Here is a 14,056-nt window from a genome sequence, read left to right on the forward strand (position 1 = left end):
ATGACTGCCAACTTGTTTTTGCTCATCGCCTCCGGGGTCCTCATCTCCTGCGGCGTCTACCTCATGCTCGATCGTGCGATGACCCGCATGATCATGGGTATTCTGCTGCTTGGCAACGGCGTGAACCTCATCATGCTGCAGGCCGGCGGCCAAGCCGGTTCCCCGCCGATCATCGGGCGCACCACAGAGCGCTACGGCGAGAAGATGGCCGACCCGCTGGCCCAGGCGATGATCCTCACCGCCATCGTTATCTCGATGGCCATGTCTGCCTTCCTCCTCGCGTTGGCCTACCGCCAGTTCCGCTATCGTGTCGACGACCTCATCGAGCGCGACGAGGAAGACCGCGCGATCGCCGCCCGCCCCTCGACCGCCTCCGCGCAACCGGATCACGACGCCTCCGACGACCCGCACACCGGGCGCGCCAGCGCCTCCGGCGACAACTTCGGCCCGCGCTCCTTCGAACAACCCGTGGAAGGGGCCGACGAGAAATGAGTGAGATGTTTGTCAGCTACGCGGCCTGGCTCGCCCCGGCCGTCCCCTACCTCATCGCGGTGCCGATCCTCCTCCCCGCGCTCGCCGCGGCGTTGATCCTGCTCTTTGACAAGCACCTGACGCTGCAGCACACCATCGCCTTTTTCACGCTGCTCTCCCTGGCGTTCGTGGCGGCCTCGCTGCTCATCGTCTCGACCACCTACGGCATCCAGACCCTGCAGGTCGGCGGGTGGGACGCCCCCATTGGCATCACCTTGGTCGCCGACCGCCTCTCCACGGTCTTCCTCACTGTCTCCTCGATCGTGCTCTTCGCCGTGATGTGGTACGGCATCTCCCAGGGATTGAAGGACGGCACAGAGGACGACCCTGTCGCGGTGTTCCTGCCGAGCTACATGCTGCTGACCATGGGCGTGAACCTGGCGTTCCTCGCCGGGGACCTGTTTAACCTCTACGTCGGCTTCGAGATCTTCCTTGTCGCCTCCTACATCCTGCTCACCCTCGGCGCGTCCGCGGCGCGCGTGCGCGTGGGCATCGGCTACGTCATGGTCTCCATGGCCTCCTCGATGGTCTTCCTCATCGCGCTCGCGCTGATCTACGCCTCGGTGGGGACGGTCAACATGGCCCAGGCGGGCATGCGGCTCGAGGAGCTGCCGGTGGGCACCCGCTCGGCGATCTTCGCCACCCTGCTCGTCGCCTTCGGCATCAAAGCCGCCGCCTTCCCCCTCGACGCCTGGCTCCCCGACTCCTACCCCAGCGCGGCCTCCCTGGTCACCGCGGTCTTCGCCGGCTTGTTGACGAAGGTCGGTGTGTACTCGATCATCCGGATGCGCTCGACCGTCTTTACCGACGGCTCCCTCGACACCGTGCTCATGTGGGTGGCGCTGGCGACGATGATCATGGGTATCATGGGCGCGCTCGCCCAGAACCTCATCAAACGACTACTTTCGTTCACCCTGGTCAGCCACATCGGCTACATGCTCTTCGGCGTCGCGCTGGGCTCGGTTGCGGGGTGGGGCGGGGCGATCTTCTACGCCGTGCACCACATTTTGATCCAGACCACGCTCTTCGTCGTCGTCGGCCTCATCGAGCGCCACGCGGGAACCTCGCAGCTGCGCAGGCTCGGCTCGGTGATCTACGCCTCCCCCTTGATCGCCATTCTGTTCTTCATCCCGGCGATGAATATGGGCGGCATCCCGCCGTTCTCGGGGTTCTTGGGCAAGGTCCTCCTCCTCGAAGCGGGCGCGCGCGACGGGTCGTGGCTGGCCTGGACGCTCGTCGGGGGCACCGTGGTGACCTCGCTGCTCACCCTCTACTCGATGATCCTCGTCTTCTCCAAGGGCTTCCTGCGCGATCGTGCCGACGCCCCCGAGGGCCACCTCGCCGTCGACCGGCCCTCCTCCCTGGCAGGTAACCACTCCACCATCCCGGCGGAGGAACGCAACGTCGTCGGCGGGATCCCGGTGGGCATGCTGCTCTCTACCGTCATGCTCATCACCGCCTCCCTGTCGCTGACCGTGCTCGCCGGCCCGGTCGCCACCGTGACGGGGCGGGCGGCAGAGCAGGTGGGAGACGTCGAAATCTACCGCGCGGCCGTGCTGGGCACCGACGACGCCGCGCCGACCCGCGACCTCGAGCTCGGTGGCGAGCCGGCCTCGGACGGGATTACAGAGCGCCCCGGAGGAGATGACGTCGTCTCCTCCCCGGGGTTAAGCACCGCCCCGGTGCCGCGGCCCGTCAACCCGGGCAACGGCGCCACCGAAGCCGAATCGGCGGAACCGACGGAAAGGCAGTAACACCATGGATGGATTGAAAAGCCGCCTGCATTTAAGCTACGTCGTGTGGCTCACCTTCATGTGGGTGCTGCTCATGGGTGAGCTCACCCTCGCCAACGTCGTGGCCGGGCTCCTCCTCGCCTTAGCCATCGTCTTGTTCCTGCCGCTGCCGCAGATCCCGCGCAGCCACAGCCGCGTCGCCTGGGGCAAGCTCATCGTCTTCGTCCTAAGGTGGTTCGGCGACCTGCTCACCGCCTCGGCCAAGGTCGCGTGGCTGGCCCTGCGCCCGGCCGCGCCGCCGCGCAACGCAGTGCTGCAGGTGCCCATGCGCGTGTCCAACGACCTCGTGCTCTACCTCGCCACCTGCGCCTACAACCTGCAGCCGGGCGGTTCGGTCACGGACTTAGACGTGGCCAACCGCACCTGGACCATCCACGTCCTCGACGCCGACGGGCCCGAGGACATCGAGCGCGAGCGGGAAAACGTGGCCAAGCTGGAGCGAGACATGATCGACATCTTTGAAAGCAGGGGGTCAGCCCGATGAACCCGGCCGTCTATAACGCCTTCCTCGGCCTCGCCGCGGTGCTCCTCGTCGTGGGGTTTTTCACCATCGCCTGGCGCATCGTCGTTGGCCCGAACTCGATGGACCGTGCACTTGGCAACGACGCTATCTCTGCATCCCTGCAGTGCGTACTCGCCCTCTACATCTGTTGGTCGCTGGATACGACGGTGGTTGACGTCATGATCGTCATCGCGCTGCTCGGATTCATCTCCTCGGCGTCCATCGCCCGCTACCGCAAGAAGGATGATGCGCTGTGATCACAGATATCATTTCCCTCGTTTTCATCCTCCCCGGCGCTTTCATGGTCTTCTCCGCCGCGGTCGGCGTGGTACGCTTCCGCACCACCATGGCGCGGGTGCACGCGATCACGAAACCGCAGACCACGGGGCTTGTGCTCATGGTCACCGGCACGATCATCCGGCTTATCGGCTCGCCCAATTTCGGGGTGCACGAGCGTAGTGATATCGGAATGCTCATCCTGCTGACCATCTTCGCGCTCATGACCAGCCCCGTCACGGCGCAGCGCCTCGGGCGCATCTCGCGCCTCGAGGGCCTCTACGGCGGGGAGGACGACATCACCGTCAACGAGCGCCCGGCCCGAAACCCTTAAAGGCTAGCCCCAGGTGAGCGACGTCAACTCGTCGCAGGCGAGGTCGACGGCGGGCTTCCAATCCTGGTGCACCTCAAAGACGCGGCGCTGCCGCTGGTAGCCGGCGCCGCGCTCGAGGATCTCGGGGACGAGCCCGAGCTCGTCGACGCAGCCGAGCTGCTCGGCGACGGGCTGGAGGGTGTCAACAAGATCGGCGATTTCCTCTGTCACCCAGCGCTCCTCGGTCTCCCGGCTTGTGATCACCAGCGCCTCCATGCCGTAGCGGGCGCCGCGCCACTTGTTCTCCGCGACGTGCCACGGCTGCAGGGTGGGCAGTTCCTCCCCGCGGTCAATCATCTGGTCGAAGTGGACGACAAGGCAGTGGGTGAGCGCAGAGATCGCGGCGAGCTCGCGCAGGTTTGACGTCGCATCGGAGATGCGGACCTCGATGGTGCCCCACTTTGCGGCCGGCCGGACGTCGAAATGCATGCTGCCTGTGTGGTTAATCACCCCGGAGGTTTGCTGGTCGCGCATGAAGCCGACCCACTCGTCCCAGCTGGCGAACTGGTACGGCATGCCAGCGGTGGGAAGCTGCTGGTAGAGCATGGTGCGGTTCGACGCGTAGCCGGTATCGAGCCCCTCCCACCCCGGGCTGGAGGCGGAGAGCGCGAGCAGGTGCGGGTACTTCGTCATCACCGCGTTGATGATCGGCCACACGCGATCTTCGTGCCGGATGCCGATGTGGCAGTGGATACCCCACAGCAACATCTGCTTTCCCCAGTACTGGGTGCGGTTGATGATCTCCTGGTAGGTGATCTTCGGGCTCAGCGGCTGCGTGCGGAAATCCGTAAACGGGTGCCCGCCGGAGGCCCACAGGCGAAGCCCCGCCTCCTCGGCGACGGCACGGACCTTGTGCGTGGCCTCGCCGAGGTACGCGATGGCCTCCCCCGCGTTGCGGCACACCGGGGTGACCAGCTCGATCGTGTTCTGCAAAAACTCCCGCTCCAGGTGGAGCTCGGGGTGGCGGGCCTGGGTTTCGTCGATAATCTCGGCCGCCCGCGGAACGAGGTCGCGCGTGGCCGGGTCAACGAGGCAGATCTCCCACTCGACGCCGAGCGTCGGGTGCGGGGAGCGGGCGAAATCGCGGAACGGATCCATGCTGGGTTATTTTAACCGGCGAGCACGACAGAAATCGCCTCGCGGTTGTTTTTCGCCTCGCCCGGCAGGGACGCGCCCTGCGGGATTTCGCTCACTGGCTTAGCGACGCCCCCAACCTGCTGCGCCACCTCAGCAGCCACCTGGTCAGCCCCGCTGACCTGCGGATCAAAGAACACAGTGGTCTCCGGGAAGATACCAAAGGTCTGCTCGGGCAGGTTCATCGTTTTCGAATCCGCGCTCTTGTTCGCCACCGAATATTCCGGCGCGAGTTTATCCGCCGTCGTCCCCGCGAGACCCGGGTTTGCCGAGTTGTTGAAGACGTAGACCTTCGCGTTCTGCTTCGTCAGCGCCGGTGCCGGGGCGCCGGGCTGGGGCTGCGGGTTCGGCTGCGTTCCTTGTTGCGGGTTCGGCTGCGGGCTCTGCTGTTGCTGTTGCTGCTGCGTCGGCTGGCCCTGCGGCTGCTGGGCGGGCTGGCTGGGCTGTTTCACCTGCGCGGTGGGGCTCGCCGGTGCCGCGGCGTTGTCACCGGAGCCCTTCTGCGTCATGGCGTAGATGCCCCACAGGAGCAGGATGGCAGCCACGGCGATGAGGATCATCGCCAGGCCGCGCTTCGGGATGCCACCCGCCGCGGCGGCGGTGCTGCCGCCCTCGGCAACGACCTCGTCGTCCTCGACGCGGCGGTGGGAACCGCGGTACTCCTCCGCCTCATCATTACCTGGATTCACATTAGTCACACGGCCACTTTATTGCGTACTCCCCACGCGCACGCGTTGCGACGCGCCACGGACCTGCCGCACCACCCGACCAGGCTCCTCCCTCAACTCCTGCGGCCGATAACGCAGAAACACAAACCCCTCGTTCATCAGCGCCTTCTGCCGATTGTTCTCCTCGAGGATTGTAAGCTCCGCACCCTCGGAGTACTTCACGTCGCCGTCGACCTCGAGGGCGACGAGGTCGTCGATAAGCAGATCCAGCCGATACCCGCCGACGGGCACCTGAACCCTGATGTTGACAAAACCAGCCTCGATGAGAATTGCCCGCGCGAGGGACTCGTAGGGAGATTCCGATTTCCCCTTCGCATGCTCGATGCAGCGCCGCACCACCGCACCATTGGGCATCTTTCCCATCCGCCGCAGCCCTTCGAGGAGGTCCTCGCGGGTGTAGCCGCGCGCGAGCAACCAATCCGCCGCGATGAGGCCTTCACAAAACCCATGGTCACGCGCGATATCAATGAACGTCCGCACCGGCAACGTCACACGCACCCCATGCACCTCATCAAGGTAGGGCACTTTGCGACGCCTACACACCACCTTTTTGTTCCTCCGATACGTCGGCGGCACCTGCGTCGACGGAAGGCAGACCTCGACCCGCTCCTCACCCAACGACACCACCCACATTCCCAACACCCGCGCCGCCGACCTCCCCAGCAGCACCGCCGCGTACGCATTCTTGCCGACGGCCACCGCCCTCACGAACCGGTCCTCATGAAACCGCAGCCGCTTGAGCACCTCCGTCGGTATCGCAATCTGCTTCGTCAGCAGCGTCAACCCATGCCCCGCAGGATCCCTCCTGCGTGGATCATCGCTCCGCAGCCTCCGCAAATCCACCAGCTCGTCCACCAACGGCTCCCGCCACTTTTGTTCTCCCCGAGTATTCTGCATACCCTTTTAGACCGGCCGGAGAGCGCTCCGGTTCCGTATTTCCGGAAAATTTCTCCGCCTTTGGCGCGGGCGGGCGTTGCCCCTTCCCTTGTTTGTACAGGTAACGACGTTTTTGATAGCCGCGTTCTTCGGGGGTTGGTTTTTGCTGCAATCCCGGGCGGTCACCTGTTGGCGGGGCTCCGGTGTGACCCTACGGTTGCGGAATGTCACATACAACACATTTCCAGCGGCGTTTCCCCAGGTGGTCACAGTCACGCAGGGCTTGAATGTGACATCTCGGCTAGTCATTCCGGGTGAGATGTCACACTGAACGGTTTTCGGCCTGCAAAACCCCAGGTGGTCACACCGAAAAAACCCGTCAATGTGACCCTACGGTTCCGAAACGTCACATACAACGAATTTCCAGCAGCGTTTCCCCAGGTGGCCACAGTCACGCAGAGCTTGAATGTGACATCTCGGCCAGTCATTCCGGGTGAGATGTCACACTGAACGGTTTTCGGCACTCAAAACACCAGGTGGCCACACCGCGGTGGGGCTTCGATGTGACATCTCGGTAGGTGCGCAGGGTGAGATGTCACAGTGAACGATTTTCGGGGCACAAACCCCAGGTGCTCACAGTCACGCAGGGCTTCGATGTGACATCTCGACAGGCCAGCCCGGTGAGATGTCACATCGGACCCAAACCAGCCCACAAAACCCCAGGTGGTCACACCGAAAAAACCCGTCAATGTGACCCTACGGTTCCGAAACGTCACATACAACGAATTTCCGGCCGTGTTTCCCCAGGTGGTCACGCCGAACAACCCCGAAACTGTGACATCCCACCAACCGCCCCAGGTGGCGACACAGAAAACCCAACCCCGAAAACCTACCGCGAATCCCGCACCCGCTGCAGGCGTCGCACCAGCTGCGGCCGGGCGGCTAAGGCATCGGGTGAATCGAGAAGCACGTTGAGCCGCTGGTAGTAGCGGATCGGTGTGAGCCCGAGCCGGGAGCGGATGGCCTCCTCCTTTGCCCCGACGGAGCGCGGGGCGGTGGCCTCGAAGTCGAGGAGGGTGAGGTCGGCGTCGTCAAGCATGCTTAATATATTAGGCATGACAATTCGACCAATCGTGATCTGCGGCGACCCGGTGCTGCACGCGCCAACGAACCCGGTGGAGCAGCCGGTCGCTGAGCTCAAGGAGCTCATCGCTGATATGCACGAGACGATGGACGCGGCCAACGGCGTTGGCTTGGCGGCAAACCAGGTGGGTCTGCCGTTGAGGTTGTTCGTCTACCACTGCCCGGACGGGGACCACATGCGCCGTGGCACGGTGATCAACCCGGTGCTAGAGACCTCGGAGATTCCGAAGACGATGCCGCGCGATGACGGCGATGACGACGAGGGATGCCTGTCGCTGCCCGGGGAGTTCTTCCCCACCGGCCGGGCGAGCTGGGCAAAGGTGACGGGCCTCGATGAAAACGGTGAGGCCATCGAGGTCGAGGGCGAGGGGTTTTTCGCTCGCTGCCTGCAGCACGAGGTCGGCCACCTCGATGGGTTCGTCTACACGGACGTGCTCACTGGCCGCTACAAGCGTGAGGCGAAGCGCGCGATCCGCGCTAACGGGTGGAACCAGCCGGGGTTGACGTGGTTGCCCGGGGTGGATGAGGATCCGTTCGGCCACTAGATGTTTCGCTCGGATGACATTGCTATAGGCGATCGGGTCGTGGTGCGGCAACGCGTCGGCAGCCACGCCAGCGACGTGATCGGCCACGTAGTCTCGCTCGAACCACTGGTAATTCGCCCTCAGGAAGTCGGCGGCTTTCCGTCATTTAAAGACGCGATGGAGATCGGCGAGTACCACGTGATCAAGAAGCTTTCGCCGCGCACGGTTCGCAACAGCGACATCCGCGCGGTCGAGGTCGCCTACGCTAAGGCGTTTCCTGGCCGTGAGCAGCAGCTTATCGACGCCTGGCTGGCCCGCGCCGGAGCCGAAATCGCCGAGCGCTCCAACTCGGCGACCCCGATCGGCCACTCGGCCGGCTTCGACCCCGTCCCGCTCGAGCGCATTACGGAGTTCTACCACCAGCGCGGAATGCCTGTGCAGCTGCTCATCCCGGAGCGCATCGGCAAACCGGCGCTGCGCATCCTCAGTGATGACTGGGTGCTCGGCGAGGAGATCATCGTGATGACGCGCCCGCTAAGCCCCGGCCATCTCGCCGAGGGCTTCGAGGTGCTCAGCCAGCCCGATCGCGACTGGCTCGCCCTCTACCACTTCCGCGGCGAGCCCCTGCCGCCCGAGGCGATCCGGCCCATCGACGGACGCATGGGGTTCGCCCGGCTCACCCGCGGCGGTGAGACCGTGGCGGTGACGAGGGTGACGCTGACGCAGTCCGACGACGGCCGGGTGTGGCTGGGCTACTCGGCGGTGGAGGTCAGGCAGGATATGCGCAGGCAGGGATTGGGCACGGCCCTTGGCGCATCCGTGGCCGCGTGGGGCGCAGCGCAGGGAGCGCACAACGCCTACCTGCACGTGCGGGCGGACAACACCGCGGCGCTCGGGCTCTACGCCAAGCTGGGGTTCATTGAGCACCACCGCCACCGCTACGCGCGACTCGGTTAGGGTTGGAAGCCATGCGGATTGCCACCTGGAACGTCAACTCGGTACGCTCGCGCGCCGAGCGCATCGCCGCCTTCCTCAAGCGCCACGACGTTGACGTGCTTGCCATGCAGGAGACCAAGACGGCCGACGAGAAGTTCCCCTACGCCGTGTTCGAAGCCGCCGGCTACGAGGTCGCCCATGTCGGGGTGAACCAGTGGAACGGGGTGGCCATCGCCTCGCGCGTCGGCCTCGACAACGTGCGCTCCTCCTTCCCCGGCCAGCCCGCCTACGAGGGCGCGGTGGAATCCCGCGCGGTGGGGGCAACCTGCGGCGGGATCGACGTGTGGAGCCTGTATGTGCCCAACGGCCGCGAGATCGGCCATCCGCACTACAACTACAAGCTGGCGTTTCTCTACGCCCTCGCCCGCGCCGTCACCCCGTCGGCTCCGCAGCTCCTCGTCGGCGATTTCAACATCGCCCCGCGCGATACGGACGTCTGGGACATCGCCTGGTTCGAGGGGAAAACCCACGTCACGGAGCCGGAGCGCGCTGCCTTCGAGATGCTTCTGGAATCCGGGGTCACCGAAATCACCCACGACAACGACTACACCTTCTGGGACTACAAGGCGGGGAGGTTTGGAAAGAACCAGGGCATGCTCATCGACTTCATGCTCGCCACCGACCCAGTGGCAGCCAAGCTCCGCTCGGCGTGGGTGGACGTCGAGGAGCGCGCCGGCAAGGGTGCCTCCGACCACGCGCCGCTAATTGCTGACTTCGACACTCGCGCGCTGGACCTCGACGAGGTGCGTTAGGCGTGGACCTGAGCTACTGGCAGCTGGCCGTCATGGTGGTCGACTACGCCATCAAGTTCGTCATGATCGGCGTGGTGCCGTCGAACCGCAGGCCGTCGAGCGCGAATGCCTGGTTGCTGCTCATCCTCCTGCTCCCGCTGGCGGGCCTGCCGCTCTACCTGCTGATGGGCTCGACGTTTTTCAACCGACGCCGACACAGGATCCAGCAGCAGGCCAACGCCATGATCACCAACGTCCACGTCGACATCCCGGACCACCCCGCCGACGCTGAGCTCTCCGACGAGGTCGAATCCATGGTGCGGCTCAACCGCTCACTGACGGGGTATCCGGCCGTCGATACGAATGTGCGCGCGCTGTGGACCGACTACAGCCTGGCGATTTCGCGCATAGCCGCGCTTATCGACACCGCCGAGCACGACGTCAACCTCGAAATCTACGCTGTCGCCCTCGACCCCACCACCCGGCCCGCCTTCGACGCGATGGCGCGCGCCACCGCCCGCGGCGTCCATGTCCGCCTCCTGTTCGACCACATCGGCTCGCGCAAGTACCCCGGCTACGGCCGCATGAAAAAATTCCTTAACGACGCCAACATCGACTGGCACCTCATGCTCCCCCTCCAGCCCTGGCGCGGCCGCTTCCGCCGACCCGACCTGCGCAACCACCGCAAGGTCGTCATCATCGACGGCCGCACCGCGCTCATGGGCTCGCTCAACCTCATCGACCGCGGCTACCTCATGCGCAACCACCGCCGCGCCGGCCGCCAATGGATCGACGCCCTCTTGGAGCTCGAAGGGCCCGTCGTCACCTCCATCGAGTCGATGTTCGCCGTCGACTGGTACACCGAATCCGGCGAGGCCATCGAGCTACTCTCCCCCCGTCGCCTCGGCGTAGACACGCCCGGCGAACACGTGGTCCAGCTCGTGCCCTCCGGGCCCGGCTACCAGACCGAACCAAACCTGCGGATGTTTAACACCCTCATCCACCACGCCCGCGAGCGCCTCGTGCTCTGCTCCCCCTACTTCGTGCCCGAGGATTCGCTCCTCGAGGCAGTCACCACCGCCTGCTACCGCGGCGTGCGTGTCGATCTCCTCGTTGGCGAAAAAGCCGACCAATTCATGGTCAACCACGCCCAATCCTCCTACTACGAGGTGCTCCTGCGCGCCGGGGTCCGGATCTGGCAGTTCCCCGCCCCGTATGTCCTGCACACCAAGTTCGCGATTGCGGATCCAGGCCGCCCCTCCAACATCGCCGTCGTCGGCTCCTCGAACATGGACATGCGCTCATTCTCCCTAAACTACGAAAACTCCCTCTTCGTCGCCTCCGGCCCTCTCCTCGGCCAGCTCGAACAGCTCGCGAATACCTACATGGGTGTATCCCGGCAGCTCACGCTCGAAGAATGGTCGCGGCGCCCCTGGCACCGGCGCTACATCGACAACGTGATGAAGCTGACCTCGGCGTTGCAGTAGTTTTTGGGGTCTTCGGGTTTGTGGGTCTTCCGTTTTAGCGTCTTCGGGTTCCGGAACGTCGCATCTGGGCTTTGCGGGGTGCGTTTGCGTAGGTGGTCGCAGTCTGGTCGGGGTTCGATGTGACCCTACGGTTCCGAAACGTCACATCGAACGAAAACCCGGGCGCAAAACCCCAGGTGGCCACAGTCTCACAGGGCTTCAATGTGACATCTCGGAGGGCGGACCGGGTGAGATGTCACACCGAGCGGGTTTTGGGGATGCGTTTTCCCAGGTGGTCACAGTCTGGTTGGGGTTCGATGTGACCCTACGGTTCCGAAACGTCACATACAACGGTTTTCGGCACGCAAAACCCCAGGTGGCCACAGTCTCACAGGGCTTCAATGTGACTTCTCGGAGGGCGGACCGGGTGAGATGTCACATCGAGCGGGTTTTGGGGATGCGTTTTCCCAGGTGGTCACAGTCTCAGATCGGTTCAATGTGACCCTACGGTTCCGAAACGTCACATACAACCGTTTTCGGCACGCAAAACCCCAGGTGGTCACAGTCTCAGATCGCTTCGATGTGACATCTCGGAGGGCGAAACTGGTGAGATGTCACATCCAACAAAAACCAGCCCCCCCCAAACCCCAGGTGGTCACATCGAACTAACCCGAAGCTGGGACACTACTGTTCCGAAACGTCACATCGAACGATTGCCCGGCCGCAAAACCGACAGAAACGCATCGAACTAACCCGAAAGCGTGACATCTCGGCAACCGAAACACCGAGGAACACCAACCCGCGAGCGCCTACACATCGCGGCGGAGCAGCAATGCAACGCCGAGGATCCAAGCGGCAAGGGCCCAGGCGGCGAAGATCGCCAAGGAGGCCGTGATCCCGTGGCCCTGGACGGGGACGTTGACCATGAACGCGATGAAGTTGGAAAACGGCATGTATTCGACGATGGAGTTGCCGACGCGGGGGATGAGCCGAATGATGTTTTCCACGACGAACTGCAGCGCGAAGACGATGGTGACGGCCCCGGCGGTGTTGCGCATGATCCAGCCGACGCCCTGGGTGAACAGGACGAGGAGGATGATGCCCACGGGCACGGCCCACAGGCCGCGGCGGGCGATGGGGTTGGAGGTCCAGCTGCCGGTAAAGGCGTGGAAGATTGACCCGATGGAATACGCGATGACCAGGGCGATGAGGGCGATGGCGGCGGCGAGGATGGCGTAGAGGACGAACTTGGCCAGGGCGACCTGCCAGCGCTTGGGGGCGATGCGGAAGTTGGTTGTGTGCACGCCGAAGCGGTATTCGGTGGTGACCACCATGGCGGATTGGACGATGACGAAGAGGGAGGAGATGAGTCCGACGTTCATCACCAGCAGCATGGGGGCGAAGGGGTTGCCGCCGCCTTCGCCGGCCATGGCGTCTGCAGGGGCGGTAAAGGCCACGGAGAACAGGGCGGAGGCGGCGAGGAGTAGTCCGGTGGTCCAGTAGAAGGAGGCGGTGGAGCGTAGCTTGGTCCACTCCGCAAGCAGTAGGTTAAGCACGGTTGACCCCCTGGTGAGTAGCCCGGTATTGGGTGTGGTCTTCGGTGGAATGCATGTAGGCGTCCTCGAGGGAGGCGCGGCGTTCGGTGAGCTCGGCGAGCTGGACGCCGGCCGAGAAGGCCAGCGCCCCGACCTCGTCGGAGCTCACCCCGTCGATGGTGAGGGTGGGCCGGCCGTCGGCGTCGGTGCCTCGGGTGTGGCCCATCCCTGCGCCGGTGAGCGCGCCCTCCAATCCCGCGAGGGCCTCAGGCGAGGCGGCGCGCGCGACGGTGGTGATCGTGGAGTTGCCCTTGATGAAGTCGTGGACCGTGGTATCGGCGACGAGCTTTCCCCTGCCGATGACGACGAGGCGGTCTGCGGTCTGCGCCATCTCTGCGAGCAGGTGGGAGGAGACGAAGACGGTGCGGCCCTCGGAGGCGAGGGTGCGCAGGAGGCTGCGGACCCAGCGGATGCCCGCGGGGTCGAGGCCGTTGACGGGTTCGTCGAGGATGAGGTATTCGGGGTCGCCGAGCATGGCGGAGGCGATGCCGAGGCGCTGGCCCATGCCAAGGGAGAAGCCGCCGGAGCGCTTGGAGGCGACCTCGCTGAGACCTACCATCTCCAGCACGTCGTCGACGCGGCTCGCGGGCAGCCCCATGGCCTGGGCTTGCCAGAGCAGGGACGCCCGGGCGGAACGGTTGGGGTGGACGCTCTTTGCGTCGAGCAGGGCACCGACGCGGCGGGCGGGGTTGTCGAGGGATGCGTAGGGGGAGCCGTCGATAAGCGCGCTGCCCGATGTGGGCACGTCGAGCCCCACGATCATGCGCATCGTCGTTGACTTCCCTGCCCCGTTCGGGCCGAGGAAGCCAGTGACCACGCCGGGTTCAACCGTGAACGTCACGTCGTCCACGGCGCGCACCGAGCCGTAGTGCTTGGTCAGTCCTTCAACTCTGATCATGCGGTTCAGTATGCCCTAAGACGTGGCCTAGGACGAGGTCGAGGGATTCCTCGAACGCAGGGTGGAGCGGTAGTGCGCGGATGCTGCCGAGCGGCACCCAGCGCAGCTCGGCCGATTCGGCGTTGGGGGTGACCGGGATCGGGGCGCCGCTCGCCGTGGCGGCCATGACCGTGGTGTAGCTCCAACCTGATGCGTAGGGCCCGGCGGTGATTAAGGTCTCGCGCACCCGCACGAGGGCGGGATCGATCGCGCACTCCTCGACGGATTCGCGCAGCGCGGTCTCCTCCACCGTCTCGTGGGAGTCTCGTGCCCCTCCCGGCAGCGCCCAGGTGCCGCCCTGGGCGGTCCAGCTCGCCCGATGCTGCAACAGGACGAGACCGCCTGCCTGCAAGAATAGCCCCGCCGCGCCGTAGCGCCCCCAGAGCTTGATGCCGCCCGGGCCGTCGACCCACCCGTTTCCGTCGCCTTCCATAGCTTCCCACTCTATGTG

At 64.9% G+C, this 14,056-nt stretch carries 16 protein-coding genes; 9 read left to right on the plus strand and 7 right to left on the minus strand.

What is annotated here, in order from left to right; all coding sequences use genetic code 11:
- Genes C3E79_RS09550 through C3E79_RS09570 form a run of 5 tightly spaced genes read left to right on the plus strand, consistent with a single transcriptional unit; the run spans window position 1 to window position 3,436 of the window.
- A complete protein-coding gene (locus C3E79_RS09550) occupies window positions 1-492 on the plus strand; it encodes a Na(+)/H(+) antiporter subunit C (protein WP_108404692.1) in 492 nt (163 codons plus the stop codon).
- A complete protein-coding gene (locus C3E79_RS09555; RefSeq protein ID WP_108404693.1) occupies window positions 489-2,285 on the plus strand; it encodes a Na+/H+ antiporter subunit D in 1,797 nt (598 codons plus the stop codon). The genes C3E79_RS09550 and C3E79_RS09555 overlap by 4 nt, the downstream gene beginning before the upstream one ends.
- Before the next feature lie 4 nt (window positions 2,286-2,289).
- A complete protein-coding gene (locus C3E79_RS09560; protein ID WP_108404694.1) occupies window positions 2,290-2,808 on the plus strand; it encodes a Na+/H+ antiporter subunit E in 519 nt (172 codons plus the stop codon).
- Window positions 2,805-3,083, plus strand: coding sequence for a monovalent cation/H+ antiporter complex subunit F (locus tag C3E79_RS09565; RefSeq protein ID WP_108404695.1), 279 nt, complete (start codon window positions 2,805-2,807; stop codon window positions 3,081-3,083). Before C3E79_RS09560 ends, C3E79_RS09565 begins: the two co-directional genes overlap by 4 nt.
- Window positions 3,080-3,436, plus strand: coding sequence for a monovalent cation/H(+) antiporter subunit G (locus C3E79_RS09570; protein ID WP_108404696.1), 357 nt, complete (start codon window positions 3,080-3,082; stop codon window positions 3,434-3,436). The genes C3E79_RS09565 and C3E79_RS09570 overlap by 4 nt, the downstream gene beginning before the upstream one ends.
- Before the next feature lie 3 nt (window positions 3,437-3,439).
- On the opposite strand, the gene C3E79_RS09575 is transcribed toward C3E79_RS09570, so the two are convergent.
- The 4 genes from C3E79_RS09575 to C3E79_RS09590 form a co-directional block, all read right to left on the minus strand.
- Window positions 3,440-4,573, minus strand: coding sequence for a glutamate--cysteine ligase (locus tag C3E79_RS09575; protein ID WP_108404697.1), 1,134 nt, complete (start codon window positions 4,571-4,573; stop codon window positions 3,440-3,442).
- A gap of 11 nt (window positions 4,574-4,584) precedes the next feature.
- Entirely contained in the window at window positions 4,585-5,307 is a 723-nt protein-coding gene (locus C3E79_RS09580; protein ID WP_146183385.1) for a LytR C-terminal domain-containing protein, read from the minus strand.
- Window positions 5,308-5,316: 9 nt separating this feature from the next.
- A complete protein-coding gene (locus tag C3E79_RS09585) occupies window positions 5,317-6,192 on the minus strand; it encodes a DUF559 domain-containing protein (protein ID WP_158268486.1) in 876 nt (291 codons plus the stop codon).
- Window positions 6,193-7,102: 910 nt separating this feature from the next.
- Complete coding sequence (locus C3E79_RS09590) at window positions 7,103-7,312, minus strand: DUF3263 domain-containing protein (RefSeq protein WP_108404700.1); 210 nt, start codon at window positions 7,310-7,312, stop codon at window positions 7,103-7,105.
- A gap of 16 nt (window positions 7,313-7,328) precedes the next feature.
- Between C3E79_RS09590 and C3E79_RS09595 the strand changes: the two genes are divergently transcribed.
- From C3E79_RS09595 to cls, 4 genes are read left to right on the plus strand one after another with little or no spacing between them, the layout of a single operon-like run.
- The gene (locus C3E79_RS09595) at window positions 7,329-7,901 is read left to right on the plus strand and encodes a peptide deformylase (protein WP_207656045.1); all 573 of its coding nucleotides are present in this window, start codon (window positions 7,329-7,331) and stop codon (window positions 7,899-7,901) included.
- On the plus strand, window positions 7,902-8,837 hold the full coding sequence (locus C3E79_RS09600; RefSeq protein ID WP_108404702.1) for an N-acetylglutamate synthase, CG3035 family: 936 nt from the start codon (window positions 7,902-7,904) through the stop codon (window positions 8,835-8,837).
- A gap of 11 nt (window positions 8,838-8,848) precedes the next feature.
- Window positions 8,849-9,628, plus strand: coding sequence for an exodeoxyribonuclease III (locus C3E79_RS09605; protein ID WP_108404703.1), 780 nt, complete (start codon window positions 8,849-8,851; stop codon window positions 9,626-9,628).
- 32 nt (window positions 9,629-9,660) lie between these two features.
- Window positions 9,661-11,094, plus strand: a complete 1,434-nt coding sequence (gene cls / locus C3E79_RS09610) for a cardiolipin synthase (protein WP_108405157.1) — start codon at window positions 9,661-9,663, stop codon at window positions 11,092-11,094.
- Window positions 11,095-11,882: 788 nt separating this feature from the next.
- Here the strand turns inward: cls and C3E79_RS09615 are convergent.
- Genes C3E79_RS09615 through C3E79_RS09625 form a run of 3 tightly spaced genes read right to left on the minus strand, consistent with a single transcriptional unit; the run spans window position 11,883 to window position 14,038 of the window.
- Window positions 11,883-12,629: an ABC transporter permease gene (locus tag C3E79_RS09615; RefSeq protein ID WP_158268487.1), complete on the minus strand. Its 747-nt coding sequence runs from the start codon at window positions 12,627-12,629 to the stop codon at window positions 11,883-11,885.
- Entirely contained in the window at window positions 12,622-13,566 is a 945-nt protein-coding gene (locus C3E79_RS09620) for an ABC transporter ATP-binding protein (protein ID WP_108404705.1), read from the minus strand. Before C3E79_RS09620 ends, C3E79_RS09615 begins: the two co-directional genes overlap by 8 nt.
- Window positions 13,553-14,038 (minus strand): NUDIX domain-containing protein, encoded by a 486-nt coding sequence (locus C3E79_RS09625; protein ID WP_108404706.1) that lies wholly within the window; start codon window positions 14,036-14,038, stop codon window positions 13,553-13,555. The genes C3E79_RS09620 and C3E79_RS09625 overlap by 14 nt, the downstream gene beginning before the upstream one ends.
- Window positions 14,039-14,056: the final 18 nt, after the last annotated feature.

Source organism: Corynebacterium liangguodongii, assembly GCF_003070865.1.
In the GTDB taxonomy this organism is placed as follows: domain Bacteria; phylum Actinomycetota; class Actinomycetes; order Mycobacteriales; family Mycobacteriaceae; genus Corynebacterium; species Corynebacterium liangguodongii.